We start from the raw sequence: 24,243 nt of genomic DNA, 5'->3' as shown, positions 1-24,243 counted from the left end.
GGAATCCTCCCTGGGCCTTCTTATTGTTGAGCGGCTACTGCAACCTCGGTTTCTTGAAAGCGTTGCAGTAAAATTTCGTTCGCCCAGGTAATTTGATGAGCGTGAAAGAAATTTTGTTCGTTAATGCAATGAAAGAAGGCTTCAACTACTGTTGGGCAGAACTGTGAACCGCTGTTCATGTGGATCTCTGAACATGCTTTGGAAAAAGACAGTCCTTTGCGATAGGAACGATTGGAAGTCATCGCGTCAAAAGAATCGGCAACCGCTGCAATTCTAGCCACAAGCGGGATTTGGTGCTCTTTTAATTGATCGGGGTAACCTCGTCCGTCAAAGCGTTCGTGGTGATGGCGAGTGATTTCCAGGATGGTTTTGATTTGAGCGTCATCTTGATCGCTTACCTGCGCGTATAGTTTTCGCAGAAGTGCTTCACCGCGTACCGGATGTGTTTTAATAATTTCGAATTCTTCTTGCGTAAGTCGACCGGGCTTTAACAGGATATTGTCTTCTATTCCTATTTTACCGATATCATGGAGCAGTCCGCCTGTGTAGATGGTATCAATGAACTCTTTGCTCAAAGCCATATGCGTCGCGATCAATTTCATGTAATAGGCAACACGCTGGGAATGGCCGGATGTATAAGCGTCTCTTTCTTCTAGGGCCACCGCTAACGTTTTTAAGATATTTTGATTGGCGTAAGCCAGTTGCTTGCTGACATTCGTTGATTGAAGGAGTGCTTTTTCTTTGCGCCAAGCGTTATAGAACAAAAAGGCGGTGATGATGTAACTGCCTGCAACCAAAAAGATCAACAAATATTTGATGTTATTATACATTCCGAAGAAGTTTTCATTATAGGTGGAGATTGCTATGTACCAATCCCAATTCGGGAAGTAGCGGATGACCGCAATTTTCTCTCTTGGGTTTTCTTCGTTTGAATTTTTCCAGGTGTAGTAGAGAGTATTTTCGGGGTGTTCGATCATTTCTCGGATCAGATAACGGCCATCAGGAGTTTGGAGATTGTAAGCATTTTTTCCTTCCAGTTGGGGATGCAATATCACATCGCCCTTGGAATTGAGAATAAATAAATAGTCACCGGGGCCTAACGTAATATCCAGCTTGGAGATATCGCGGGTTCCATTTGGCAGCATAGGTCCGCTTAAGGTATTTTTGAGGATGGTTTGAGCCTGCGCCAAGGTAATTTGCTGATTTTTTACTTGAAGATCGTATTGATTGGCGACTTTCGTGATGACATTCAACTGCCTGTCCAGATTGCGGAGGCCTGCTTGTTGGTATTGAGTTTTCGCCTGAGAATAACCTACATATACAATGAGACTGAAGAGGATTGGAAGTAAAATAATGAAGTTTGTGTAAGATTTAAAAAATGAACGATTGGGCAACATCTCACTTCCTTTCCTCGGAAATTGTCAAAAATTATCACCTTTTACTCATAATAGGGCAAAAAGTCTAAACGTTCAACATCCCTCACGAAATCGTAAAAAGATGAATAAAAAAAAGCGCTTCCGCTTGATCTGCAGAAGCGCTTACGAACGATTAGGTTGATGGACGGTTTGGTCCTTCTAATTTTTTATCGCCGTAGCCGGGGCGTTTTTCTTCATTTTGAACCGTTTTGTTCTGCTTTTGTGGAGTTTTGTTTGCCATTTTCCTCGCTCCTTCCTATTTTGCTTTTTCTCTGTGGGTTAGTTTGTATCTATTTCCATGGTGACGACGCATGGCGTAGGCGGCAAATAGACCGAGAATCGCTACAATCAGCACAGTCAAAAAGCCGTAAATCAACCATGGAATCTGGCTGCCAACTCCGCCAAATCTCTGCATGATGGCACCACCTGAGATGTTGCCAATGGCACTCCCAATACCTGAGACGACATTGGCAATCCCGAAATAAGCGCCCATCCACTTGGGACTGGCGAAGTGACCAACTAGACTATCCAGCACGGGCAAGAACAGCATCTCTCCGACAATAAAGGTAATGGCGGAGGCGCTTATGCTCACGAAGTTAGAGGACCAGCCAAGAAAAAACAGGCCAGCTCCAAGAAATCCGGTTCCCACAACCAAGGCGATGTAAGGATTAATCCGTTGTAGAACGAACCGTGAGATGGGTCCTTGAAACAAGACAACGACTATAGAGTTAATGGTCCAGATGAGACCGATGGAAGCGGTGGAATGAAGCACATAGTCAGCTCTTAGCGGCAAAAACAAAGCCAACTGAGCATAGAGTGCCCAAATAAACAATGAGACACCAGAAAAGAAGAGGAAACTCCGATGTTTCAGAATCTCCTTGTATTCGCTTAAAGGGATCGGTTTGCATTGCTCTCCTTGGCAGCGATCATTGGGGAGAGCGAAAAATGTAAGAACCGCCAGAACAGCTAGGGTGCCCGCGGAGTATAAGAAGATCTTTTTGGTCGCCCCAAGAGCGAATACGGTAATCAATAAGCCACCCAGAATGATTCCCAGATTGGCGGCGATTCCTCGCCAGGAGAAAGCGGTCGTCCGCTCTGTTTCATCTACAACTTGAGAGATCATCGCTTTTAGTGTAGGAGCCAAAAATCCTGTCCCCACCCCATTCAGACCAGAGAAGAGCAGAAACCAGACGTAAAGGGAACTTTGGCTGTATCCAACCATAGCCACCATTTGAATAAGCGTACCGACTAACATGACATTGCGCTTGCCCCAACGATCGGACAAGAACCCTCCTGACAAACTTCCCAACTGAAAAGCTACACTCCCAACACCAAGGACGAGCCCTACCTCAGACAATGAGAAATGGCTCGTTTTCTCCAAGAAAATAGGGAAAAGCGGAATCACCAAATAGGTAGCTAAGTGCATAAATAAAGCAGTAATAAGCAGCACAATAAACGTGCGGTTGGATAGGAGGTGATTGTTTGTCATAGGCATCCAATGTCTTGTCCTTTCTACCAGCAGCTTGCACGTTAGTAATGTGAAAACAGGCATGTTTTTATTCATCAAGACTTTCACGCTGTGTGGGCATAAGCGGATTTGTAGGCGTATAGGGACACACGTCTAAAGCCAATTACCCAAACGTCACATATACCTATACTGTTCAGTAGGTGTAGAGTGAATCGGTCTTGAGGGGTGATAGGTGATGCGCAGACTGTTTGAATTTGAAGGCTTCGAAATTATTATCTGGATCTTGCTAATCATCTTTCTAATCTCTGTCTTTTTTGATGACGGAATCGAGTAAGACCAGTTAGGGAGTGATGGCCTTGCGTTCAAGAGATCCTATGCACAGATTAAACCAGTATTATAAAAGCAACTCGGGCTTTCGCAGCTGGGTGAAAGCAAATGAAGCATTTTTTCGACAGAACCCCAAAGTTTTCCATGATGTTTTACAAGATCCCATGATGGTCAATTTATTTATTGACGTCATGGTGATGAACGCAACCCACATTAGTCGGCGACTGTCTAGGCGCTGACTCGCCAGCCCTCTATTGACCAATTGTGTCGATGGGGGCTGTTTCCATGGTAAATATTTGGTATACTCAACCTAGCAAATATAAGAATTATAGGGAGTCAAGGGGGTAAAATTGTGAAAGTTTTGAATCGCGTAGGGTTTTCACTTATCGCTGGTGTTCTTGGTGCAAGTTTGATGGCAGGTTCTGTGTTGGCCGCTCCGCTCCATCCGGTGTCTCATGCAGATTGGATGGTCAATGAACATCTCCTCTCTGGAAGCGCGACTGGTGACCAGCAGATAGACAAGCCTGTAACACTCGCTGAGGTTGTAACGATCCTGTCCAGGGTGAAAGACGTTAAGATTGAGAAGGGCAAATCCGGTCATTGGGCGACCCCTTACCTGCTCTGGGCAAAAGGAAAAGGAGTCATTGCTGATAATCAGGTGAGACTGCCTAACGCGACTGTGTCGTCTGCCGAGTTGACTAAAATCGCCAAGAGAGTCGGCATCGAGTTAAAGCTGACAGATGCGGCAAAAGTAACCCATAAAGACTTCTATCAAGCATTGGGCGAGGCGATCACTACTCATGTAACAATTGCCCACACGAACGATGTACATGGTCATATTGAGGATAACGCGAACGGCAAAGAGTTTGGTTATGCCAAGATTGCGACACTGGTTAAAGAATGGCGCGCGGAAAATTCGAACTTCTTGCTCATGGACGCGGGGGATACCTTCCAAGGAACGGTGTTCGTAAATCAGTTCAAAGGCGAATCTATCGTGCCAATCCTCAACTACCTGAATTACAACGCACAAGCGGCAGGAAACCATGAATTTGACTTTGGTTATCAGCAATTATTGAAGCTGAAAGACATGGTCAAACACCCGATTATCTCCTCCAACGTGTACACAGCTGACGGAAAAACCTTATTGGTTCCTACATACACCACAGTAATTGGCGGTAAAAAATACGCGTTTGTAGGCTTTGTCGCGGAAGATACGCCAGTTCTGACACACCCGGATAACGTAAAAGGCTTGACCTTTAAAAGTCCAGTGGAAGTAGCCAAGAAAATTGTGCCAGAGCTGAAAAAACAGGCGGATCACGTGATTGTCGTTTCTCATATTGGGATTGATGTAGACCGAGAACTGGCGAAAGCTGTACCGGGCATTGATCTCATTATCGGCGGACATTCACATACCGCTTTGAAAGAACCTGAAAAAGTCAACGGTACATACATTGTACAAGATTGGGAGTACGGCAAATCTCTTGGCCGCGCTGACTTGTATTACTACCACGATAAACTGGTAGGATTTAGCGGAGGTCTGTTGGAGTACAGCGATAAAGTTCAAGCCGATCCAGAAGTGGATAAAATGGTCAAAGAGGTTGTCGCGAAGATTGACAGTGTTATGAATGTGGTTATCGGCAAATCGGAAGTGGATTTGGATGGAGATCGCACGCTGGTACGGACGCGTGAAACCAATGTAGGTAACTTCATCGCCGATACCATGCTCGCAAAAAGCAAAACGATCAAAGGACATGAAGCAGATGTCGCTTTAACCAATGCTGGTGGAATTCGTGTTCAGCTGAAAGCAGGGGACATTACGAAGAAAGACCTGTATTCCATGCTTCCATTCCCGAACACATTGGTAGTCGTAGAAGCGACAGGTGAAGAACTGAAAAAGGCTTTGGAAAATGGCGTTAGCCAAGTGGAGACCGGAGCCGGCCGCTTCCCGCAAATCAGTGGCATGTCGTTTAGCTACGATCCTTCCAAACCAGCTGGATCACGTTTGGTTGAAGTGAAAGTGGCTGGACAACCGCTCGATTTGACCAAAACGTATAAAGTCGCAACCAACGACTTCATTGTTTCCGGTGGAGACGGCTACGAAGCGTTGAAGAAAAACTTCTTCAATACGGGTCTTACGCTGTATGATGTCGTGGAAGAAGCTTTGATGCAGCAAAAAACAATTAAACCGCAAGTAGAAAACCGCATTGTATCTGTGAAAAAATAAGCGAAGCTAACAGAGGTAGGCGACCGGTTGTCTGGTCGCCTTTTCTTTTTTAAATAGAGGGATTCTGTTTGCCGTGGTCCGCATCCTGCACTGAAGTATCAATCAGGTGATGGAATTGCTCCAGCTCTTCGGTTGCTTCATGCCGCAGGTCTCTGATCTTTTCGAGCATCCTGTCAAAATCCTGCAGCAAAATCTGTGGCTTGTCTCCATGGTAGCCTTCTCCACGGATAAAACGTTGCGCCATATCCAACGCCAAATGGAGTTTCTCAAGATCGGAAAGTTCAAACTGCCGTATCGATGAATCCGTCCTTCGGTCAATAGCCATTAATGCGTCATTTCCTGTCGGCTGTCAGCAGCATCCGCCCGTTTTTGAGCTTCGATATCATCAGCGTCCGCCAGGCTTGATTGATATTGAACGTCCTCGCTTTTGCCAATTGGTACGTTTTTATCCGCGATTTTTCCTGTTTTGGCCATGAGAAACACCCCTTTTCAAATGAAATACTGTATCCTCCTTCTAATGTGTGATGGTTTGATCTGTTTATTGTCCGGCAAATAGTGGTTGTCTAAAGCGGAAACATAATTTGTCCTTCACCAGCGTAGAGATAAGCATAGATTTGGTGAGGAGTGCTTCAAAAATGGTACAGGTTATGCTCACATTTTTTGTGGCCTATGGAATTGTCATCGGGGGTTCGATCAGTGGCGGAATCGGTTCGTTTCTTACGCATCGACCTCCGTTGGTGACCATGCTGGAATTATCGAATCAGTTAAAGATATGGGGTCTGGTTGGTGCCTTGGGTGGAACATTTGATTCGTTTTTACAGATAGAAAAAATTTTTCTTGGCAACCTTACCCCTGTGTTAAATCAACTGATTTTGATTTTGACAGCGTTTGTCGGCGCTCATGCGGGAACGATCACGATTCATTGGTTGACTCAGGTTAAACCATGAAAGAAGCCAAGCGTACGCATTTGAAACGGTATACGGTCTTATTTGTGCTGGGCGTTCTGTTGGGAATCGGGATTTTTCTCCTGTTATATGGACGAGAAATGGAGCATTTAATGCTGATTAAAAGAAATTTGGAGTTGCGAATCGAACGACAGCAAGAAGTCATTGACAAATTAAATCAATCCCAGCGCGTAGCGAAGAAACGTAATGATGTGATCATAGAAGGAATTCAGGTAGTGATTGTGGACCCCAAGCCTGATCCTTTTACCCAAACTACAGTCGCTCGTTTAATTGAAAAGGATCTCGCCTCGTTGAAGGGAAAAAAGGTAGATCAAGTAGTAGGGGAACTGCTCCATCCGCTGTTGCATGAGATGCTGTATCGAAGGGAATATGTGGTGGAAGGAAGAATTGCCGAAGTGAGGCTGAAGACAGCGATTGTATCCCGTGTTATTCTTTTATATGTAACGGTTAAAATCAAAGTAGATGTATGAGCAGACTGAAACCACAAACAACTACAGATCGTAATAGACAAAAGAAGTGATTACGAACCTCGTGAAGATGAAAATGCTCGTAAGGAGAGAGTTTCATGTCATTTTTTAAAAAGATTCTAGCAAGTGTCGGAGTAGGCTCCGCCAAGGTAGACGCAAGGTTGCACAATGATCGGTTAATTCCAGGGGAGATGATCACTGGAGAAGTGCATATGGAAGGCGGAGAAATCGAACAAGAAATCGACGATATATATATGTATGTGATTACTCACTACGAGCGCGAGCATGATAACAAAAAAGGAAAAGAAGAGTGCATTCTGGCCAAGCAGTTGCTGTCGACCAAATTCAAACTGAAGCCAAAAGAGGAGAAGGTCCTGACATTCTCGTTCCCGCTTCCCTATGAAACGCCGTTAACGATGGGCAGACAACCTGTGTATATACGGACTGGACTGGATATTAAGAATGCCATCGATCCTGGAGACTCTGATTTCATTCAGGTGCTTCCGCATCCGCTTATGGAACATGTTTTAGGCGCCATTGGGGACATTGGATTCCAGCTGTTTAAGGTGGATTGTGAGTACAATCGTCTTCTGGGACGCAATTTTCCGTTTGTGCAAGAGTTCGAGTTTCGTCCGACTGGTGAGTATCGCAGTCGCTTGGAGGAATTGGAGGTTGTGTTCTTCCTGAAGGATGCTGAGTTGGATGTGTATATAGAGTTGGATAAGAGGGCGCGCGGTTTTTTGGTAGCAAGGGAAGAAGCGTTTAACATGGATGAACGTTATTTGCGATTTCACGTAACCGAGGCAGAGCTGAAGCGTCCACGAACCCAATTAGCGGAGTACATCGACGAAATGATCCGCGTATCAGTCAAGAGGTGAGACGAATGATTCTACATAAGGGAGAGGTGCTTTTCCGCCAGGGTGATACCGGCCCCCTCTATAAATTGCGCAGTGGGTTGTGCAAGGTTACACGCATACAGGAAGACGGATCGATGTTTCTGTTTAATCTTCTACTTCCTGGAGAAGTCTTTCCCCATCACTCATTGCTTACCCCAAAGGATTATCACGGAACGGCCATCGCTGTAATGACCAGTGAAATCGAAGTCATTCCCGCAGATCAATGGTACAAAACGTTGGAGAAGAACCCCGAACAATACCGGGATGTCGCCTTGTTGTTGCAGAGCAAGCTTCGTACTATGCAGCAGCGAATTGATCAATTAACAGCCGTAACCCCAAGAGAACGACTACAGTTATTGTATGAATGGTTCCAGGGGAATTTCGGCAGAACCCCGATTCGCGAGCTGTTGACCCAAGAAGAGATCGGACAACTGATCGGAGTTCGTCGTGAAACCGTGAATCGGCTATTAAAAGAAATGAAGCACGTATAAAAGAACAGTTGCCATGTGTTGGCAAGCTGTTCTTTTTTTATTGGAAAGTTTAATTGCTATACAGAGGCAAAGTGATTAAACTTTTCTCCCCCATGTATATGACGGCATTTTTCTGACAATACTGTGAGCATGAAAGTAAAGAGGAGGAATTTTCCAAATGAATCTATTAGAAAAAACAAGAAGAATTAATACGATGTTGCAAAAGACCATGGGAGGCAGCGGAGTTAGCTATCAGGAAATCGCCAAGCTTTTATCTGAAGTGGTTGCGAGTAACGTGTACATCATCACCTCGGACGGCATCATTCTCGGTAGTGGGTACTCTCAAGAATTCAGTCTGCAGGACGAAAGCAAAAGTATCCTGCCAAAGGATTACACCTACAAGCTGTTGGAAGTGAATTCATCTCTGGCGAACGTCGGTACCGATAGTGCCTACAGTATGCTGGCATCTGAGTGGACAGGCTTGTTCCCGCACATGATGACGACTATTGTGCCGATTATCGCGGGTGGTGGCCGTCTGGGTACCTTGGTACTCCTGCGCGCTTTCGGAGTCTTTGATACAGAAGACCTGATCTTGTCTGAGATTGGCGCAACCGTAATCGGAATGAAAATCGTTCGTCACCGTACAGAAGAAATTGAAAGTGAAGTGCGCGAGAAAACTTTTGCTAAAATTGCGCTCTCTTCCTTGTCTTACAGCGAACAGATTGCCATTGAAAAAATCATGGAGCAACTCGATTCCAAAGAAGGGTTATTGGTGGCGAGTCAACTTGCGGACCAAGCTGGACTAACTCGTTCGGTCATCGTCAACGCATTGCGCAAACTAGCGAGTGCAGGTGTGTTGGAATCTCGCTCACTCGGGATGAAAGGTACATATATTAAAGTTTTAAACGATAAATTCCAAACCGAATTGGCGAAATGGAAGACATCGTAATCGAATAGTCTTACCTGCATAATCGACCTGCGAAACACCTCTGTTTTTTTGTGAACGGAGGTGTTTTTTGTCCGTTGTTCACGAATTTGTTGATTTTTTTGGTTGAAAGATAGCTAGGTTGAGTCATGCGCTTTGAGTACTGGGATTTTATACTAGATTTGACAAAGCGGAGTTGAACACCGGAATCTAAGGAGGATCTTACATGTATTCGGGAAAAGCACTTAATTGGTCTAAAATGATGGTAGCGGGACTTGTCAGTATCAGTCTGATCGGGGGGAGCGGCTTGTTAGTGGAAGCCGCAGGGTCAGCTAAATCTCCATCAACTCCTGTTTCACAACCGGCGGCTAAACCACTGCCGACCAATAACCAAGCGGTACAACAACTGTCGCCAACCGAACCGGCTGTAAAAGAAGAATGTGGTCTTTGCAAAATGGAAGTTTACGGCAAAGGTCATGAGATGGGACAATTTATTGCTCAGGTAGTTACAGCGGATGGGAAGAACTTATTTTTTGACGATCTGGGATGTATGATGAATTATAAACATACGCAAACCAAACCCGTTAAAGCCATTTGGGTGCGTGATTATTATACGAAAGAGTGGTTCTTGGCTTCCAAGGCAACCCTTGTCTCCAGTGAAATAAAAACACCGATGCACTACGGCTATGCCGTCTTCAAAGATAAAGCATCGGCAGCCAAATTTATCAAAGAAAATAAGGCACAGCACGCTGCTCTTTCATCCTGGAAAGATCTGGATACAAAAGCCCAAGAGCGCTACAAAGCAAAAATGAATGGCAAAATGAAGATGCCAATGAACAACATGCCAACGAATATGCAACAGCCACAAGCGCCTACGCCAAAACATTAATGAGTTAAAAACGGGCCCATCCCTGAGGGGAGAGCCCGTTTATTTTATTTTGTAGGTTGTAAAGATTGATTTGTGGTTTACGATGCTTCCTGATTGGTTTTGGCGTGTACTTGTCTCCAAGCCGGATGCTGTTCCATCTGGCGAAGATCCTTCAACAAGATGGTAGAAAAGCCCATCATCGCCATGCAAATACCTCCGCCCATAATCAACAGATCAGGTGTCGCTAGGTGCTGCTGCAAGAGGAAGGCGGACATCGCGTAACTGACTGGCCCTAATCCTGAAGACATCAGGGTGAGTAAAGACATGACACGTCCAAGCATGCGATCCTCTACAATGGTTTGAATATAGGTGAAAATCGGGATGTTGATGATACTTAAGCATATGCCAATCATGAGCATGGCCCCTAATCCATAGGGGAGACTCGACATGAAGCTAACCCCGACCATCGCCATTCCAATTAGACCTGCGAACAATGGAATAATTGGATTGTAGTAACCGCGGAATCCTTTCGAAAGCCCTGTGATGAGCGCTCCAATGATCGCCCCTACACCGATCGCTCCTTGTAAGTATCCAAAAAAAGTTCCGTCCCAGCTCATTTGTTTAATCAGCATAGGAAGACCAATGGACAGCGGCCCCATAAACGTCACGTTAAAAAACAAAGAAATGAACAGAATAATCACAATTGAGCGAATGGGTTTAACGTAGCGAATTCCTTCCAACGTGTCGTGAACTATGGAGGAGGCGGCTGATTGATTCGGTCTTTCATCAGAGATGTGAGTGATACGTAACGAGAGGATGGCAATTACGCTCAGAAGAAACACGGCGGCAATGGTAGCAAACATGAGCGGATAGTTTTTGGAGTAAAGCAACAGGGAAGCAAACAGCGGACCAATGATATTGCTTACCTGCTGGGAGGTTTCCATGATACTGTTGGCGGTGGACAGACGCTCTTTGGGAATTACTTGAGGAACAATAGAACTTCGAGCAGGCCAGAAGAACGAGTCGACTATCCCGAATGCCACGGACATCACATAAATAGCGGGAGCAAGCCATTCATTCTCACCAGCTAAGAGAAAGAGACTGAACAAGCCAATGACAATGGCCCTCGCCATCAAGGAGAGACCGAGAACCAGTTTGCGATTAAACCGGTCCGCTATCACCCCGCCAAACAGCATGAAAACCAGCCGGGGCAGGGACATACAGAGCAATGCGGTGCCGAGGACCGCTTCAGATCCGGTAACATCGACAATGAACCACGATAACAAAATATAAATAGAAGAATCACCGACAGCCGAACAAACGGTTCCCAGCCACAAACTGATAAAATTCCGATTTCTCCAGACAGGTACTTCCGCGACATTCGCTTGCAATTGCATCACCTATTCATCCTTTCTTTTCTCGCGTGCGTTTCTTGACCACTATAGGAGTGACCTTCTCGTACTCTTCCGGCAGAATCTGATCATCAGAGATAAACAACTGCTCATTCGTCATAAATCCGATGTTCAGCATATAAAATATCTCGTTTAGATCTTCTGCTTCCTGTGATGCAATCTTGTTGGCATATTCTTTTTCCAGTTGGTTTAACTCCTGTCGTAATTCCTCGTATTTCTTGAGCCATTCATGGATGACGGGGCGTGGGAGTTTGAATTCTCCTGCCACTGAAAGAAGAGGTGGCTTCGCTTCCTGATTGGCAAACAATCGAAAGGACTCCTCGGGAGCTTTATACACACGCGAGGTGGACTGCCGAAGATGATTGATGATAATTTCTTGCCCAACCATCGTATCCTCCTGAATATGGGGGAGGAGCTCTTCGCTGACGACAAAGTCAAGAGCGGTTGCGCGATAGAATTTCTGGATAATTCCATTCTTTTCCTCCGTGCGATTGACGCTGACAAAGCCATGCGCCTCCAATTCCTTTAAATGATAATGGATACGAGAGGCAGAGTGCCCCAGCAGCTCTCCGATTTGTTTTCCGGTTAGCTCCTCTTTAATCAGCATGACGATGATCTGGATTCGCAATGGATCGCTGAGGGCTTTCAATTGTTCTGGTGTCTCTATAACGAAGTATTTTTTCATCGAATCCTCCAGTTTCGTAAGACCTACTAAAAAGATAAAACGTTCACGTGTTAATTAACGTTCAAATATTCTTGAACGTATTGTAACACTTGAAAGAGCGTTTACACAAGCTGATTTTTCAATCAATTCCAAAAACGTGATACAATAAACAAACTTGGGTCCTCAAGACCTGTGAAATGGAGAAGAAAGTAGGGATTACCTTGCCGCGAGGTATGTATCTAGCTTTGGGATTGTTAAGTTTAATTTGGGGTGGTTCCTTCTTTTTTATTAAAGTTCTCTTGAGTCACTTTGGCCCGTGGTCCATCGCTTTTCTTCGATCCGGGTTCGGAGTCTTGACCATTCTGACCATCATGTTCTTCATGAAACAAAACTTTCATTTCAAACGAATCCCGTGGAAACCTATGCTGATTGTAGGCTTGTTCAACACCGCCATTCCCTGGTCCCTCATCGCCTTTAGCGAGACGAGAGTAACAAGCAGCATGGCTTCCGTATTGAATGCAACCACTCCCTTATGGACGATGATTATTGGGGTGTTATTCTTTTCTGTCAAGGCCAATCGCAATCAGTGGTTGGGGATGATCACAGGCTTTGCTGGTATTCTTGTCCTGCTAGATATTAATCCGGCCCGGATCGTTTCCGTTGACATGGTTGGTTTTATTGCCATGCTCGTCGCTACGCTTTGTTACGGGATTTCTTCACAGGTAAGCAAGAAGTACCTGGTTGGTCTCACGATGTTTCAGTCCGCTTTAGGAACGCTGCTCGTCTGTTCGGTGGGAAGCGGGATTGTCGCTTTTAGCTATGAGCATATATCGTTCGTTCCGTTTGCCACAGATAGTACGGTTTGGTTAGCCTTGCTGGGGCTTGGCGTACTTGGCTCAGGAGTCGCCTACATCTTGTTCTATCATCTCATTCAAGCGGGAAGTCCGGAGTTTGCCTCGATGGTTACCTACCTCGTGCCGGGGACTGCGATCCTATGGGGATTCCTCATCCTGCACGAAACGATTCACTGGACGTTGCTTGCGGGACTGGTGCTTATTTTAAGTGGAGTATTTGTGGCTGGACGAAAGCCCTCAAACCGACGCTCACAACATCTGGGAACGGAAACTCGGTAGACATTCTTTTCCTGCGAAACCAAAAAAGTTTACTTGGACCCTCCAATAATGGAATGGGTCTTTTTTATTTAATTTTCTAAATTTATCATACAAAATAATTGAAAAAGTGTTAAAATATTCTACGTGAATCTTTTCATTTCATAAGGAGGGTTAAATCATGAACTCAATCTGGAGAATTCCTTCTTTCCGATGGTATTGGAGTGGACTGATTCTCTCTGCGCTGGGCGATCAAATGGGATGGATGGGATTAACGTGGTTGATGATGCGAGAGACTCATTCACCTGCAATCGTTGGGAGTATGGTCATGGCTTATTTATTTCCGGGTGTAATTGCAGGGCTCTTTATTGGTGTCTTGTTGGACAGGTGGAATCGACGGATTCTTGTTATTGCGGATAATTTGATTCGGGGGAGTTTGTTGCTAGCAATTATTGCGTTAGTGATGATCCTTCATCCTCCGGCATGGATCGTGATTGTGTTGGTTGCTGTTCTGGGGATGCTGGCACCCATTAGTTCGGCGGGGGCTCAAACGATTCTTCCTTCGTTTGTACAGGATAAAGAGCAGTTAACCAAAGCGAATTCTTTGATGCAAAGCCAATGGCAGCTGGTTTATTTGGTTGGACCCGCGTTGGCTGGGATGATGATTGGTTATTTTGGCGAGGTGATCGTTCTGCTTTTAGACGCGATCAGTTTTTTCCTTTGTGCCATTTGCTTTTATAAGATGAAGGGGATTGCAACTGTCAATACCCAACAGACTAATCCCAATCAACGCCCAACCCAAAGCATGTGGCAAGACCTGGTGACTGGATACCACTACATAGGAAAACGCCCGATTTTGATCGTGCTGCTGATAATCACGCTATTTTTCAACATGGCGTATGGGCCAGTAGAAGTTGCCTTGCCGTTTTTCGCTAAGGAGCAGTTGGAAGGGAGTGCGACACTTCTTGGTTTTTTATGGACAGCCTTGGCTCTCGGGGCCTTATGCGGCTCGCTGTGGTTCTCCGTTAAGACTTGGAAATACCCAATTGGGACGAGCCTTGCCGTCATCATTCTCTTATGGGGGTTAACTACTCTGCCGTTGGCGATTTGGCCGAGCTTTCATGTGGGTGTTGTCTCTATGTTTGTTGCCGGAGTGGCTTTTGCTCCATACAATGTGTTGTACCTCTCGTACTTGCAAAAAGGGACACCTGATCATCTGTTGGGGCGGGTGCTTACCTCAGCTCGAACGATCACAGGAGTCGGAATGCCGCTTGGCGCTTTCCTCTCCGGGCAACTGATTCAATTTCTTGGGGTGATGAATTTATTGCTCGTTTCTTCATTGGCTTGCCTCATTGTTGGTTTACTCGCGCTTCAGCCGCTTCAGAAGCTCAGGTAGCTCAGCTAATCACTTGCGGTTAATAAGGGGGGCGAGCAGGCGTTTGATTGAAGCGGGAAGCAACTGGTGAATAATGGAGAGAAGATGCAGTCGTCCTGGCAAGGCGATTTCGTCCTTTTTCGTCTCGACTGCGCGTCGAATGATCCGAGCGGCATTATCTGGTTTTAACAAAAAGCGACCAACTTTGGAACGGTAGGTACCAGTGGTATCGGCAAGATCCAGGAATGTGGTATCAATCGGTCCGGGCAGGACACAGGTGATCTGGACACCAGTTTGGTACAGCTCGTTGCGAAGTCCTTCACTAAAACGGATGACGGCTGCCTTGCTCGCCGCATAGACAGAAGCTTTGGCAGAAGCTACTTGGCCCGCGAGCGAAGCAATATTGACGATTTGCCCGCGATTCGCTTCAATCATCATGGGTAAAAAGGCGCGCGTCATATAAATGACCCCGTCTAAATTAGCCGTTAAGGTTTCTTTGATTTCATCTACGCTCATCTCCATAAACGGCTTGAAGACAGCTGAACCCGCATTGTTATAAAGCAGATCGCACCGTTCAAAGTGAACCCTGACCCAAGCCGCAAACCGTCTAACCTGTTCATTGTCCGAAACGTCGAGGACATAGGTGTGCAGGTGGGAAGGAGCGCCTAATTTCTGTTGGACCGCTTTTAGCTTCTCTTCATTGCGTCCGGTTATGATCACGGTGTCACCCGAGGCAAGGTAAAGCTTCGCTAAAGCGAACCCGAGCCCACCCGAACCGCCTGTAATGATAATGATTCGTTCCAAGTCAGACAAATTGCTCCACACGCTTTCTGATTTTACTTTTTTTGTAACTAAGATGTAACTACCATACAGATAATGAGTAAACCAATCGTAACATATGAAAAGTTTTTATCGAAGTTCTTTCGATTAAATCATCCGATAGATAAGGAATAGCTCGTATGAAATCGATGAAATAAGGAGGGAACAACATGCGATTAAAGGATCGAGTAGTCATCATCACCGGTGGGGCAAGCGGAATTGGTCGAACGACTTCCCTGCTTTTTGCGGAAGAAGGAGCACAGGTGGTTGTTGCCGATTATCAGGAAGCCACTGGCAAGGAGACGGTTGCAAAGATTATTGGGCAAGGTGGGCAAGCGAGATTTGAGCAGGTGGATGTAAGTAACCGTTCAAGTGTAGAGAGGATGGTTCAATCTGTTCTGGTGGCGTATGGTCACATCGATGTGTTGATCAATAATGCGGGGATCACAGCGGACGCCACCTTAACCAAGATGAAAGAAGAGCAATGGGATCGGGTGATTGCCATCAACTTGACAGGCGTATTTACCTGTACTCAACTCGTCGTCCCGCATATGATTGAGCGGGGAAGCGGGCGAATTATCAGCACCTCATCGATTGTGGGGATTCACGGCAACTTTGGTCAGACCAACTACGCCGCAACCAAAGGCGGAATCATAGCCATGACCAAGACATGGGCGAAAGAGTTGGGGCCTAAAGGGATTACCTGCAATGCTGTAGCGCCTGGCTTTATCGCTACTCCGATGACCAAAGCGGTACCAGAAAAAATTCTCAACATGATGGAAGAGCGTGTCCCGCTCCGAAAGCTGGGAGACCCGCTTGATGTTGCCAACGCGTATCTTTATTTGGCATCAGATGCTGGCCGATACGTGAATGGAGCGGTTTTGAGCATCGATGGCGGATTGTCACTATAAAACGTTGGGTATAAGGACTCCCTTGCTGGTTACCATAGGGTCAGGGGGTGAACCAATATGCCACAAGTGAAGTGCAGCGTATCGAATTGTTCTTATTGGGGTCAAGGCAATAACTGCCAGGCCGATATGATCATGGTAGAGATTGACAAGCACTCGAAAACGAAGTACAACACCGAATTTGCGGATGAGTATGGGTATGACAGCAAACATCACGATACCGCAAGTTCTGCTGCCCATACCTGTTGTCACACCTTCAAAGCGAAGAACGCGTAATCAACAACCAAAAAAGACGTATCTCGACGGACGAGATGCGTCTTTGCTTTTTATTACGCCAACCATCGAGTATCTGGTGGAATTTAGAAGGTGGTTTGCATGGCAAGCTGATTAAGCAGAATATTTCCCTCTTTCCAGGTGTTTATCCGTTTCACCAAAGAAGGAAGCGTTCCTTGATTGTAGGGAGTGTCGAATAGAAAAACAGGGATCTGAAGCTCCTCGGCCAGTTGAACAGCGTTTTCTTTGCGATCTTCAAGAAAAACGTCTACGCCCCATTTTTTGGCCGAAGATAATTTATCGTGGGAACCGATGCAATTGACGGAATGATAAGGAATCTCAAAACGTTCCAGCCACTCATAAGTTACAGGCAAATGCTTCTCGTCTCGCGCACTGATGTAAACCAAACGATGGGCTTGATGCCATTGTTTTAAAATTTGATCGGCTACGTCATGAAGGGTGGCACAGCGATACAGATGTTCACCCTGCTCGTCCAACCATTTTTCGAAAACCTCTTCCGGAATGTTGTAAACAGTGGCCAGATTATATTCGATGCAATCGGCCAACGTTAAATTTTTGCCAAACGCTTCATTCATAAAAGGCAATATACTGCCCGGATCCGTTACTGTTCCGTCAATATCAATGCCAATCGTTAGGTTTTTATATGAGTTCATCCTCTCGCCTCCAGTTTAAATTGTACACCTTCATGAGACAATAAGGCTACTTCCTTCAACAAAATCCTTTATGGAAAAGGGGTTGAGCATATCATGGCGGATGAAAAAAACGCGCAACTGAATGCTGACAAGAAGGAAGTGACCACTCCGCAGCCCTTCCAGAGCTATCTGGACGATACGGAGTTCGGAGCGGATACCTGGATGGGGGCAGTCATGAATCCAGACGCTTCCCGATCAAACACAAACATGATGCATAATCCAGGTAAGAAAACAGACGAATACCTCGGGCCACAAGCCACATGGTCCCACACCGATTTGCCTGCCACACAAGCAAACAATTCCCAGAACAATGCCAATCGAAGCAATGATATCAGCAATTTAACCAAATACGAGATGGGTGCGGAAGCGGGAGCCTTGCCGAGAATGGATACACGTCGGAACGAATCCAAATCTCCTGTGACAGGTCCTAACCAGGCAAGGGGAGACGCAGCGGGCGGATTAGGAATGGTCGGTCTCGGTCTGTCGTTGCTTTCCTTATTCATGCTACCGTATCTGTTAGCTCCCATTGGGATTGTTTTAGGGTATCTGGCCATGCGACGCAACGCGACAACGCTTGGTACCTGGGCGATGATTGTGGGTGCGATCGCGATTCTGGGTGCGTTGATTGTCTACCCGTATTTCATAGCCCGATGATGGGCTTGTAAGCAGGCTAGCCTCTCCTTAATTGTGGAGAGGCTTTTTTCGTCATGATCATTTCAGATTATATAGGGGAGAAGTAAAAGGAGTGAGGGCCGCAATCACCGCGTCACGAAAGACGTTCGCTCTTGTTACTTGTCCCGCAGTGAAAAGTCCATACGCCCCCTCTTTATGATTGTTATTCGTTGTTCCGCTTAGCTCGTCAATTACAGTCTTGAGCTCGATTCCTTCTTGCTGAACGCGTTCACCGATTTGGTTCGGTATGGGAAAATACAAGCCTTTCCCAATCGTCAGGCGTGTTCCATCCCATGCCGCACAAACGGAGAACAAATACCATTGCTGTGTATACATGCCGTCGTAATGTAGTCCACCCTCAAGTCCAAGACCAATTCTATAGGTTGGCCTTGGGGAGGCTTCCCATGCGTTTTTGGCCCGGTTAATGGCTCCCTGAATGGTTTCGTGTTCGCTTAACGGCTGATCTGATACTCCAGAGGAAACCTTGACACCAAGAGGCTCTGTTCCTGTTGCGAGTATGACAGCAGCATGTTTCGCTTGATTGGTGGTTCCTAATATGAGCGGTGGCAAGTTCATGTTGCTAGCCTCCTATTCCGATGGTCTTCACCTATTCTACTCTACCATATTTCCCTAAAAGGAACGTCATTTTACTGACAGGGGGTGTATGATATGATGAGGGCAAAGAATGGGGAGGTCTACGAATGAAATTTACGAAGATGCATGGTTTAGGCAATGATTACGTGTATGTTAATTGTTTTGAAGAGCCTTTAGAGGGTGTAGACCTTCCAGAGTTGGCTAGACGAGTGAGCGATCGTCATTTTGGAATTGGCGGGGACGGTCTGATCCTGATTATGCCGTCTGACACGGCTGACTTCAGAATGCGTGTATTTAATAATGATGGCAGCGAGGCTCGCAATTGCGGCAACGGGCTTCGTTGCGTGAGCAAATATGTATTTGACCACGGCTTAATCCAAGTACAAAGCTTTACTGTTGAAACGCTGGGGGGAATCGTTACACCAGTAGTGGAAGTGGGCCATGATGGAAAAGCCGCTCAGGTGACGATTGATATGGGCGAGCCGAGACTTACTCGAGAACAGATACCGATGACTGGAGAGGCCAAGGAAACGGTGATAGGTCAGCCTTTTACGGTAAAGGATCGTACCTATACCATGACGGCTGTTTCCATGGGCAATCCGCACGCCATTTTATTTGTGGACCAGATTGATGAAGAGGAAGTCGTGAAATACGGGCCGTTAATTGAATTTCACGAAAGCTTTCCAGAGCGCACGAACGTGGAATTTATCCAAATCCTCAATCGTCAGGAGATCCTTTTTCGCGTGTGGGAACGAGGATCCGGTGTTACCTTAGCTTGTGGAACGGGAGCATGCGCGGCAGCGGTAGCCGCCATACTAAAAGGGGACACTGATAGAAAGGTAACAGTCCATCTGCTTGGAGGCGACCTGCAAATTGAATGGCGGGAAGAGAACAATCGGGTATATATGACGGGCCCTGCGGTGGAAGTATGCAGCGGCGTCTATTCATTAGAGATTCCAATGTTATCAACTCATTAAGATACCGAAGAATTGGAACAAGGAAGCCTTGAGTCGGAGGCTTCTTTTATTTATAAATACAAAAAAATAGCACCCAGCTTCGTACATCAGGTACGACAAGCTGAGCGCTGCTTGGATAAACCATGAATGTTAATCATTTAGAAGTTGTAAACCTCCGTCAAAAAGACATCCGTATCCGTCCGTTCAAATTCATTCGTCTGTCGGCGCATCTTATCCAGTTCTGTTTTCAACTTATTCAATTCATCTTCTACTCGCTTGATTTGCTCCTCTACCATACTCATACAATTTCTCCCCTTTGATATTTTCTTAATATATCTGAATTTGTAGACTATTCTAACAAGTTGACCAACCGGCGTAAAGATGGGTTTTTGATGTAAGCGTTTGCTTTTCAAAATTTTATCGATTAAATCATTTTTACTAATGTTTTTTGACACAATTTAGAGGAAAATGGAGCTGAAGGAGGCGAAACATGCTGACGACTGAACAACTGAAGCTAATAAACAAGTTTGGTTTTCAAGTGAAATCCGACTCGGTTATACACGTCAAGACAGGTCTTTCCTTCCCGACAAAAGAAATTGCACACTACGCGACTATTCAGGAGCTTGAGGCAATTCTTAAGAATCGGCTCAAGAACCAATGCCACTTGAAAAGAAGACCAGGCGTGTAGGGAAATAACGTTAGGGCAGAATAAAGTACAAATTGAAGTAGAACATTTCAGTGATAATCAGGTATGATGAAAGGTAGTTTTTACAAGAGGAAGGTGTCTTCTGTGATCTACCTGGATAACAGCGCCACAACCAAACCTCATCCGCAGGTTGTTGATGTGATGACGAAGGCCATGCAGCAATACTATGGCAACCCTTCATCCCTTCATCATAAAGGTGTCGAGGCAGAAAATGTGTTGAAACAAGCGCGATCCTTGGCCGCACAATCGCTTCATGTAAAGCCAAGCGAGATTATTTTTACTTCTGGCGGTACCGAGAGCAATAATTTGGCGATCAAAGGAATTGCTTTTCAATATCAAGGAAGAGGCAAGCATATTATTACGTCTCAAGTGGAGCATCCGGCTGTTTACAGTGTTTGCAAGCAGTTGGAGGATTTCGGATTTGAGACGACATTTTTACCCGTTAATGAGGACGGAAGAGTCTCACCTGAAGATGTTGAGCGAGCGATTCGTCCCGATACGATTCTCGTCTCCATCATGCATGTGAATAACGAGACGGGAACCATTCAACCGATTCAACAAATCGGGAAGCTCCTGCAGCAGCATCCCAAACTCTTTTTCCATGTTGACGCTGTGCAAAGCTTCGGGAAGGTACCGCTTGCCATTCGCGAATGGGGAATCGATCTTCTCAGCTTGTCTGCCCACAAGTTTCACGGTCCACGAGGAACTGGGCTTTTGGTCAAAAGGGAAGGAATTACCCTTCAGCCATTACTTATCGGCGGTGGGCAAGAGAGTGGAATGCGGTCAGGTACCCAGAATGTGCCTGGAATTGCTGGAATGGCCAAGGCGATGCGACTTGTGGCGGAGAATCAAATTGTCGATACTCCCCAATTAAGCAAAATGAGTCAACGTTTAAAGGAAGGTTTGGCTCAAATACCCAATTGCCTCATCAATACGCCAGAAACGGGAGCGGCTCCACACATCGTGAACTTCTCGATCTTAGGCGTCAAACCTGAAGTATTGATTCATTCACTGGAAGATAAGGGCTTCCTTGTCTCTACTCGATCTGCCTGTTCCTCCAAAGCCAACGAACCCAGCCGTGTGTTAATGGCGACCGGAATGAATAAAGAGAGGGCGCTAGCGTCAATTCGGGTCAGTCTCAGCCGCGAAAACAAGCTGGAAGAGATCGATCAATTTTTGGCTGCGCTTGCCCAAAGCGTGAACCAGCTGCGGCCATATATGAAAGTGTAAAGGATGGACTTCTAATGAATTACGATGTGATTTTGATTCGCTACGGCGAGCTTGCGTTAAAAGGAAAAAACCGAGACCAGTTCGAAGAGACGTTGACTCGCAGTGTCAAATCGGTTCTTCGCTCGTTTTATAAAATTAAAGTACGCCGCACCTATGGCCGCATGTATGTGGAGCTACACGGTGAAAACGCGCATGAAGTGATTGATCGACTGCAAAAAGTGTTCGGTATTACCTCCATGAGCCCAACCAAACGAATTGAGGGAGACCCTGATTTGATTAACGCTACGGCTTTGGAGATGGTGAAATCCCTGCCGACTCAACCGCGTACGTTCCGTGTGGAGAGCCGACGCGCGGACAAGCGTTATCCAATGAAGTCGATGGAAGTAAGTCGTATGGTTGGCGGACACATCCTGCGAAATGTAGAAGGAATTAAAGTGGATCTGCACAATCCTGAAGTGGTCGTGAATGTGGAGATCCGCTCAGAAGGAACCTTTTTAAGCTGCCAAACCTTTGAAGGAGTTGGTGGTCTTCCAGTTGGCGTCAGCGGTAAGGTTTTGCTATTGCTCTCCGGAGGTATTGATAGTCCAGTTGCTGGATGGATGATGATGAAGCGGGGCGCTACGCTTGAGGCGATTCATTTTCATAGTTATCCGTTTACAAGCGAGCGCGCACTGGACAAGGTGCGTGACCTGGCGCATAAGCTGACGAAATTCGGCGGGACGATTAATTTGCACGTTGTTCCTTTTACGGAGATTCAAACGCAGATTCGCCAGCATTGCCCGGAGGATTACACGATTACGATCATGCGCCGCTTCATGATGCGGATCGCTGAAAGTGTAGCCAAGAAAGCAGGAGCATTGGCGCTTTCCACAGGCGAAAGCTTGGGTCAGGTCGCTTCCCAGACGTTGGAGAGCATGAATACGATCAACAGTGTCGTGCAAATTCCAATTTTACGTCCGCTGATTGGGATGGACAAAACCGAGATTACACAAATATCCAGAAAGATTGATACGTTTGAGTTGTCCATTTTGCCGTTTGAAGATTGCTGTACGATTTTCACGCCCAAAAATCCGGTTACCCGTCCCAAACCGCACCTGGCTGAAAAATTTGAGCAAGCTCTTGACGTTGAAGCTTTGGTACAGGATGCGGTGGAGCGTACAGAAGTAGAAGTAATTACGACGAAACCTCGTGAAGCGATTGTAGATTTATTCTAGATATATAAGCTGAATGGGAGAGATGGTTCATGATTATTCGCTATGAACGCAATGGCAAGGTGAAGCATGGCTGGTTGGTTGAAGCGGAAAACAAGGTTCGGGTTATTGAGGGAGATATTTATAAGCGAGAAGAAGGAAAAGGCACCATCATGACAGGACTAGAAGTCCCATTGAATGAAGTGAAGGTGCTTTCACCCTGCACTCCTTCCAAAATCGTCTGCATCGGGGTCAATTACCAAGACCACGCAAACGAAATGAATAAACAGGTACCCAAAGACCCGCTCATTTTCCTGAAGCCTTCCACAGCGATGATCGGACCAGGGGAAGCCATCGTCTATCCGAAGCTGACGCAAAACCTTCACTATGAAGGAGAGCTTGCTGTCATCATTAAAAAAGAGGCGCGCAAAGTGAAAGCGGCAGACGCTGAAGACTACATTCTTGGATTTACTTGCGCCATTGATGTGACGGCTCGCGATTTGCAAAAAAGTGATGGTCAATGGGGACGTGCCAAATGCTTCGACACCTTCTGTCCTTTGGGACCTGTGATTGCCTCCAAGATCGATTACAATAACTTGCGCATCATGACCAAGGTTAATGGAGAGGTTCGTCAAGACTCCAATACCAATCAAATGATCGTCAAGATTCCGCAAATCATTGAGGCGATTACCGCTGTCATGACACTACTCCCTGGCGATGTTGTGCTTACGGGCACCCCAAGCGGCGTAGGACCTTTGCAGCCTGGCGATGAAATCTCGGTAACCATTGAGAATATTGGAACACTAACAAACCATGTTGTAGCAGAAGAATAGGAGAACGCCCCGCTTGCTTATTGGCCGGAAGCAAGCGGGGCGTTTGTTTATTCAGGCATCTCTGGTTGATCATTAGCCGGATGTGAGGCAGGATCGCCCCGGTCTAAACCTTGATGCAAAGCCCGATTTTCATAGCCAAACTGGACATTTGTCGAGTATTGGCCCTCCTCCCAGCCTGTTGCTTTACCGAGTAATTCTTCATTGGTCGCAGCACCATATGGCCCTTCAGGAAACTCCTCAAAATAAACTTCATTTCGTTGAGACTCAACTGTGGACAACTCGCTATAGTTGTTTTTGTAGGTTGGCTTGTTCTTACTCCACCACATGGAATTCACCACCTTATTCTTTATTTCTATTCTGCTGATTTGTTTAAGTTTTTATCCATTTTTTACATCTGATTTATTTTGAATAAACTATTGACGCTTGTAGAGGATTTTTGTTATATTACTTTTTGTCGCTATGAGCGGATGTAAGAAAAAAGAGATTTTGAGAGTCTTTTTTAAAGAAAACAAAAATTTCTTCTTGCTTAATCAACTCTGATGTGATAGAGTAGTAAGAGTCGCCGCTGATAAACGGTTGACGAAAAGTTGTTGAAAAGTAAATGAAGATGCTCTTTGAAAACTGAACAATAAACGTTTAGTGAAACAAACACTAGCCAAGCAAAATGTTTTGAAGTTTAGAATCAACTCAACTTTATTGGAGAGTTTGATCCTGGCTCAGGACGAACGCTGGCGGCGTGCCTAATACATGCAAGTCGAGCGAGG

28 protein-coding genes and 1 rRNA gene are annotated in these 24,243 nt (G+C 45.8%); 18 read left to right on the top strand and 11 right to left on the bottom strand.

Annotated elements, in window-relative coordinates; genetic code table 11:
• Positions 1-20: 20 nt before the first annotated feature.
• Positions 21-1,397: an HD domain-containing phosphohydrolase gene (locus ACQCN2_RS20045; RefSeq protein WP_426930729.1), complete on the bottom strand. Its 1,377-nt coding sequence runs from the start codon at positions 1,395-1,397 to the stop codon at positions 21-23.
• Between the two features lie 274 nt (positions 1,398-1,671).
• Positions 1,672-2,910 carry an MFS transporter gene (locus tag ACQCN2_RS20040; RefSeq protein ID WP_426930728.1) on the bottom strand — a complete coding sequence of 413 codons (1,239 nt, stop codon included), beginning with the start codon at positions 2,908-2,910 and terminating at the stop codon, positions 1,672-1,674.
• 652 nt (positions 2,911-3,562) lie between these two features.
• Between ACQCN2_RS20040 and ACQCN2_RS20035 the strand changes: the two genes are divergently transcribed.
• Positions 3,563-5,434 (top strand): bifunctional metallophosphatase/5'-nucleotidase, encoded by a 1,872-nt coding sequence (locus tag ACQCN2_RS20035; protein WP_426930727.1) that lies wholly within the window; start codon positions 3,563-3,565, stop codon positions 5,432-5,434.
• A gap of 49 nt (positions 5,435-5,483) precedes the next feature.
• Here ACQCN2_RS20035 and ACQCN2_RS20030 read toward each other — a convergent pair whose 3' ends face one another.
• Together ACQCN2_RS20030 and ACQCN2_RS20025 are read right to left on the bottom strand one after the other, a co-directional pair.
• Positions 5,484-5,759, bottom strand: coding sequence for a hypothetical protein (locus tag ACQCN2_RS20030; protein ID WP_426930726.1), 276 nt, complete (start codon positions 5,757-5,759; stop codon positions 5,484-5,486).
• Positions 5,759-5,908 carry a YfhD family protein gene (locus ACQCN2_RS20025; RefSeq protein WP_426930725.1) on the bottom strand — a complete coding sequence of 50 codons (150 nt, stop codon included), beginning with the start codon at positions 5,906-5,908 and terminating at the stop codon, positions 5,759-5,761. The genes ACQCN2_RS20030 and ACQCN2_RS20025 overlap by 1 nt, the downstream gene beginning before the upstream one ends.
• A gap of 161 nt (positions 5,909-6,069) precedes the next feature.
• On the opposite strand from ACQCN2_RS20025, the gene ACQCN2_RS20020 reads away from it, so the two are divergent.
• From ACQCN2_RS20020 to ACQCN2_RS19995, 6 genes are all read left to right on the top strand, one after another.
• Positions 6,070-6,381: a YtrH family sporulation protein gene (locus ACQCN2_RS20020; RefSeq protein ID WP_426930724.1), complete on the top strand. Its 312-nt coding sequence runs from the start codon at positions 6,070-6,072 to the stop codon at positions 6,379-6,381.
• A complete protein-coding gene (locus tag ACQCN2_RS20015; protein ID WP_426930723.1) occupies positions 6,378-6,869 on the top strand; it encodes a sporulation membrane protein YtrI in 492 nt (163 codons plus the stop codon). Before ACQCN2_RS20020 ends, ACQCN2_RS20015 begins: the two co-directional genes overlap by 4 nt.
• Before the next feature lie 95 nt (positions 6,870-6,964).
• Positions 6,965-7,744 (top strand): sporulation protein, encoded by a 780-nt coding sequence (locus ACQCN2_RS20010; RefSeq protein WP_426930722.1) that lies wholly within the window; start codon positions 6,965-6,967, stop codon positions 7,742-7,744.
• Positions 7,745-7,749: 5 nt separating this feature from the next.
• Positions 7,750-8,253 (top strand): Crp/Fnr family transcriptional regulator, encoded by a 504-nt coding sequence (locus ACQCN2_RS20005; RefSeq protein WP_426930721.1) that lies wholly within the window; start codon positions 7,750-7,752, stop codon positions 8,251-8,253.
• 157 nt (positions 8,254-8,410) lie between these two features.
• Positions 8,411-9,181, top strand: a complete 771-nt coding sequence (gene codY / locus ACQCN2_RS20000) for a GTP-sensing pleiotropic transcriptional regulator CodY (RefSeq protein ID WP_426930720.1) — start codon at positions 8,411-8,413, stop codon at positions 9,179-9,181.
• A 202-nt stretch (positions 9,182-9,383) separates the two neighbouring features.
• Positions 9,384-10,046, top strand: coding sequence for a nitrous oxide reductase accessory protein NosL (locus tag ACQCN2_RS19995; protein WP_426930719.1), 663 nt, complete (start codon positions 9,384-9,386; stop codon positions 10,044-10,046).
• A gap of 77 nt (positions 10,047-10,123) precedes the next feature.
• Here the strand turns inward: ACQCN2_RS19995 and ACQCN2_RS19990 are convergent, their stop codons facing one another.
• Entirely contained in the window at positions 10,124-11,422 is a 1,299-nt protein-coding gene (locus tag ACQCN2_RS19990; protein ID WP_426930907.1) for an MFS transporter, read from the bottom strand.
• A gap of 7 nt (positions 11,423-11,429) precedes the next feature.
• Positions 11,430-12,122: an ArsR/SmtB family transcription factor gene (locus tag ACQCN2_RS19985; protein WP_426930718.1), complete on the bottom strand. Its 693-nt coding sequence runs from the start codon at positions 12,120-12,122 to the stop codon at positions 11,430-11,432.
• Between the two features lie 200 nt (positions 12,123-12,322).
• Between ACQCN2_RS19985 and ACQCN2_RS19980 the strand changes: the two genes are divergently transcribed.
• Together ACQCN2_RS19980 and ACQCN2_RS19975 are read left to right on the top strand one after the other, a co-directional pair.
• Positions 12,323-13,234, top strand: coding sequence for a DMT family transporter (locus tag ACQCN2_RS19980; protein ID WP_426930906.1), 912 nt, complete (start codon positions 12,323-12,325; stop codon positions 13,232-13,234).
• A gap of 157 nt (positions 13,235-13,391) precedes the next feature.
• Complete coding sequence (locus tag ACQCN2_RS19975; RefSeq protein ID WP_426930717.1) at positions 13,392-14,606, top strand: MFS transporter; 1,215 nt, start codon at positions 13,392-13,394, stop codon at positions 14,604-14,606.
• 9 nt (positions 14,607-14,615) lie between these two features.
• Here the strand turns inward: ACQCN2_RS19975 and ACQCN2_RS19970 are convergent, their stop codons facing one another.
• Positions 14,616-15,398 carry an SDR family NAD(P)-dependent oxidoreductase gene (locus ACQCN2_RS19970; protein WP_426930716.1) on the bottom strand — a complete coding sequence of 261 codons (783 nt, stop codon included), beginning with the start codon at positions 15,396-15,398 and terminating at the stop codon, positions 14,616-14,618.
• 176 nt (positions 15,399-15,574) lie between these two features.
• Between ACQCN2_RS19970 and ACQCN2_RS19965 the strand changes: the two genes are divergently transcribed.
• A complete protein-coding gene (locus ACQCN2_RS19965) occupies positions 15,575-16,315 on the top strand; it encodes a beta-ketoacyl-ACP reductase (protein WP_426930715.1) in 741 nt (246 codons plus the stop codon).
• Positions 16,316-16,372: 57 nt separating this feature from the next.
• On the top strand, positions 16,373-16,588 hold the full coding sequence (locus ACQCN2_RS19960; protein ID WP_426930714.1) for a DUF1540 domain-containing protein: 216 nt from the start codon (positions 16,373-16,375) through the stop codon (positions 16,586-16,588).
• A gap of 83 nt (positions 16,589-16,671) precedes the next feature.
• Here ACQCN2_RS19960 and ACQCN2_RS19955 read toward each other — a convergent pair whose 3' ends face one another.
• Positions 16,672-17,259 carry a hypothetical protein gene (locus ACQCN2_RS19955; RefSeq protein WP_426930713.1) on the bottom strand — a complete coding sequence of 196 codons (588 nt, stop codon included), beginning with the start codon at positions 17,257-17,259 and terminating at the stop codon, positions 16,672-16,674.
• A gap of 93 nt (positions 17,260-17,352) precedes the next feature.
• Between ACQCN2_RS19955 and ACQCN2_RS19950 the strand changes: the two genes are divergently transcribed.
• A complete protein-coding gene (locus tag ACQCN2_RS19950; RefSeq protein ID WP_426930712.1) occupies positions 17,353-17,952 on the top strand; it encodes a DUF456 domain-containing protein in 600 nt (199 codons plus the stop codon).
• A 57-nt stretch (positions 17,953-18,009) separates the two neighbouring features.
• Here ACQCN2_RS19950 and ACQCN2_RS19945 read toward each other — a convergent pair whose 3' ends face one another.
• A complete protein-coding gene (locus ACQCN2_RS19945) occupies positions 18,010-18,546 on the bottom strand; it encodes an inosine/xanthosine triphosphatase (RefSeq protein WP_426930711.1) in 537 nt (178 codons plus the stop codon).
• A 125-nt stretch (positions 18,547-18,671) separates the two neighbouring features.
• Here ACQCN2_RS19945 and dapF point away from each other — a divergent pair, with 125 nt between their 5' ends.
• On the top strand, positions 18,672-19,541 hold the full coding sequence (dapF, locus tag ACQCN2_RS19940; RefSeq protein ID WP_426930710.1) for a diaminopimelate epimerase: 870 nt from the start codon (positions 18,672-18,674) through the stop codon (positions 19,539-19,541).
• A 137-nt stretch (positions 19,542-19,678) separates the two neighbouring features.
• Here the strand turns inward: dapF and ACQCN2_RS19935 are convergent, their stop codons facing one another.
• Positions 19,679-19,822, bottom strand: coding sequence for a hypothetical protein (locus tag ACQCN2_RS19935; RefSeq protein WP_426930709.1), 144 nt, complete (start codon positions 19,820-19,822; stop codon positions 19,679-19,681).
• A gap of 188 nt (positions 19,823-20,010) precedes the next feature.
• Here ACQCN2_RS19935 and ACQCN2_RS19930 point away from each other — a divergent pair, with 188 nt between their 5' ends.
• From ACQCN2_RS19930 to ACQCN2_RS19915, 4 genes are all read left to right on the top strand, one after another.
• On the top strand, positions 20,011-20,208 hold the full coding sequence (locus ACQCN2_RS19930; RefSeq protein WP_426930708.1) for a hypothetical protein: 198 nt from the start codon (positions 20,011-20,013) through the stop codon (positions 20,206-20,208).
• A gap of 102 nt (positions 20,209-20,310) precedes the next feature.
• Positions 20,311-21,456 carry a cysteine desulfurase family protein gene (locus tag ACQCN2_RS19925; protein ID WP_426930707.1) on the top strand — a complete coding sequence of 382 codons (1,146 nt, stop codon included), beginning with the start codon at positions 20,311-20,313 and terminating at the stop codon, positions 21,454-21,456.
• Positions 21,457-21,470: 14 nt separating this feature from the next.
• Positions 21,471-22,670 (top strand): tRNA uracil 4-sulfurtransferase ThiI, encoded by a 1,200-nt coding sequence (gene thiI / locus ACQCN2_RS19920; RefSeq protein ID WP_426930706.1) that lies wholly within the window; start codon positions 21,471-21,473, stop codon positions 22,668-22,670.
• Positions 22,671-22,699: 29 nt separating this feature from the next.
• Positions 22,700-23,479 carry a fumarylacetoacetate hydrolase family protein gene (locus tag ACQCN2_RS19915; RefSeq protein WP_426930705.1) on the top strand — a complete coding sequence of 260 codons (780 nt, stop codon included), beginning with the start codon at positions 22,700-22,702 and terminating at the stop codon, positions 23,477-23,479.
• A gap of 47 nt (positions 23,480-23,526) precedes the next feature.
• On the opposite strand, the gene ACQCN2_RS19910 is transcribed toward ACQCN2_RS19915, so the two are convergent.
• Positions 23,527-23,805, bottom strand: coding sequence for a hypothetical protein (locus ACQCN2_RS19910; protein WP_426930704.1), 279 nt, complete (start codon positions 23,803-23,805; stop codon positions 23,527-23,529).
• Between the two features lie 367 nt (positions 23,806-24,172).
• Here ACQCN2_RS19910 and ACQCN2_RS19905 point away from each other — a divergent pair.
• Positions 24,173-24,243 (top strand): 16S ribosomal RNA (locus ACQCN2_RS19905); the annotation flags it as partial.

Origin of the sequence: Brevibacillus ginsengisoli, assembly GCF_050113715.1 — a bacterium.
Lineage (GTDB): Bacteria > Bacillota > Bacilli > Brevibacillales > Brevibacillaceae > Brevibacillus_H > Brevibacillus_H ginsengisoli.
This window is presented reverse-complemented; position numbering and strand designations above follow the sequence as displayed.

Coding starts and splice junctions, on each gene's coding strand:
- ACQCN2_RS19950 (WP_426930712.1), top strand. CDS start 17,353: ATGGCGGATGAAAAAAACGCGCAACTGAATGCTGACAAGAAGGAAGTG.
- ACQCN2_RS19930 (WP_426930708.1), top strand. CDS start 20,011: ATGCTGACGACTGAACAACTGAAGCTAATAAACAAGTTTGGTTTTCAA.
- ACQCN2_RS19985 (WP_426930718.1), bottom strand. CDS start 12,122: ATGAAAAAATACTTCGTTATAGAGACACCAGAACAATTGAAAGCCCTC.
- ACQCN2_RS19995 (WP_426930719.1), top strand. CDS start 9,384: ATGTATTCGGGAAAAGCACTTAATTGGTCTAAAATGATGGTAGCGGGA.
- ACQCN2_RS19965 (WP_426930715.1), top strand. CDS start 15,575: ATGCGATTAAAGGATCGAGTAGTCATCATCACCGGTGGGGCAAGCGGA.
- ACQCN2_RS19955 (WP_426930713.1), bottom strand. CDS start 17,259: ATGAACTCATATAAAAACCTAACGATTGGCATTGATATTGACGGAACA.
- ACQCN2_RS19990 (WP_426930907.1), bottom strand. CDS start 11,422: ATGCAATTGCAAGCGAATGTCGCGGAAGTACCTGTCTGGAGAAATCGG.
- dapF (WP_426930710.1), top strand. CDS start 18,672: ATGAAATTTACGAAGATGCATGGTTTAGGCAATGATTACGTGTATGTT.
- codY (WP_426930720.1), top strand. CDS start 8,411: ATGAATCTATTAGAAAAAACAAGAAGAATTAATACGATGTTGCAAAAG.
- ACQCN2_RS19915 (WP_426930705.1), top strand. CDS start 22,700: ATGATTATTCGCTATGAACGCAATGGCAAGGTGAAGCATGGCTGGTTG.
- ACQCN2_RS19975 (WP_426930717.1), top strand. CDS start 13,392: ATGAACTCAATCTGGAGAATTCCTTCTTTCCGATGGTATTGGAGTGGA.
- thiI (WP_426930706.1), top strand. CDS start 21,471: ATGAATTACGATGTGATTTTGATTCGCTACGGCGAGCTTGCGTTAAAA.
- ACQCN2_RS20040 (WP_426930728.1), bottom strand. CDS start 2,910: ATGCCTATGACAAACAATCACCTCCTATCCAACCGCACGTTTATTGTG.
- ACQCN2_RS20010 (WP_426930722.1), top strand. CDS start 6,965: ATGTCATTTTTTAAAAAGATTCTAGCAAGTGTCGGAGTAGGCTCCGCC.
- ACQCN2_RS20015 (WP_426930723.1), top strand. CDS start 6,378: ATGAAAGAAGCCAAGCGTACGCATTTGAAACGGTATACGGTCTTATTT.
- ACQCN2_RS19960 (WP_426930714.1), top strand. CDS start 16,373: ATGCCACAAGTGAAGTGCAGCGTATCGAATTGTTCTTATTGGGGTCAA.
- ACQCN2_RS19945 (WP_426930711.1), bottom strand. CDS start 18,546: ATGAACTTGCCACCGCTCATATTAGGAACCACCAATCAAGCGAAACAT.
- ACQCN2_RS20005 (WP_426930721.1), top strand. CDS start 7,750: ATGATTCTACATAAGGGAGAGGTGCTTTTCCGCCAGGGTGATACCGGC.
- ACQCN2_RS20020 (WP_426930724.1), top strand. CDS start 6,070: ATGGTACAGGTTATGCTCACATTTTTTGTGGCCTATGGAATTGTCATC.
- ACQCN2_RS20030 (WP_426930726.1), bottom strand. CDS start 5,759: ATGGCTATTGACCGAAGGACGGATTCATCGATACGGCAGTTTGAACTT.
- ACQCN2_RS20045 (WP_426930729.1), bottom strand. CDS start 1,397: ATGTTGCCCAATCGTTCATTTTTTAAATCTTACACAAACTTCATTATT.
- ACQCN2_RS20025 (WP_426930725.1), bottom strand. CDS start 5,908: ATGGCCAAAACAGGAAAAATCGCGGATAAAAACGTACCAATTGGCAAA.
- ACQCN2_RS19910 (WP_426930704.1), bottom strand. CDS start 23,805: ATGTGGTGGAGTAAGAACAAGCCAACCTACAAAAACAACTATAGCGAG.
- ACQCN2_RS19935 (WP_426930709.1), bottom strand. CDS start 19,822: ATGAGTATGGTAGAGGAGCAAATCAAGCGAGTAGAAGATGAATTGAAT.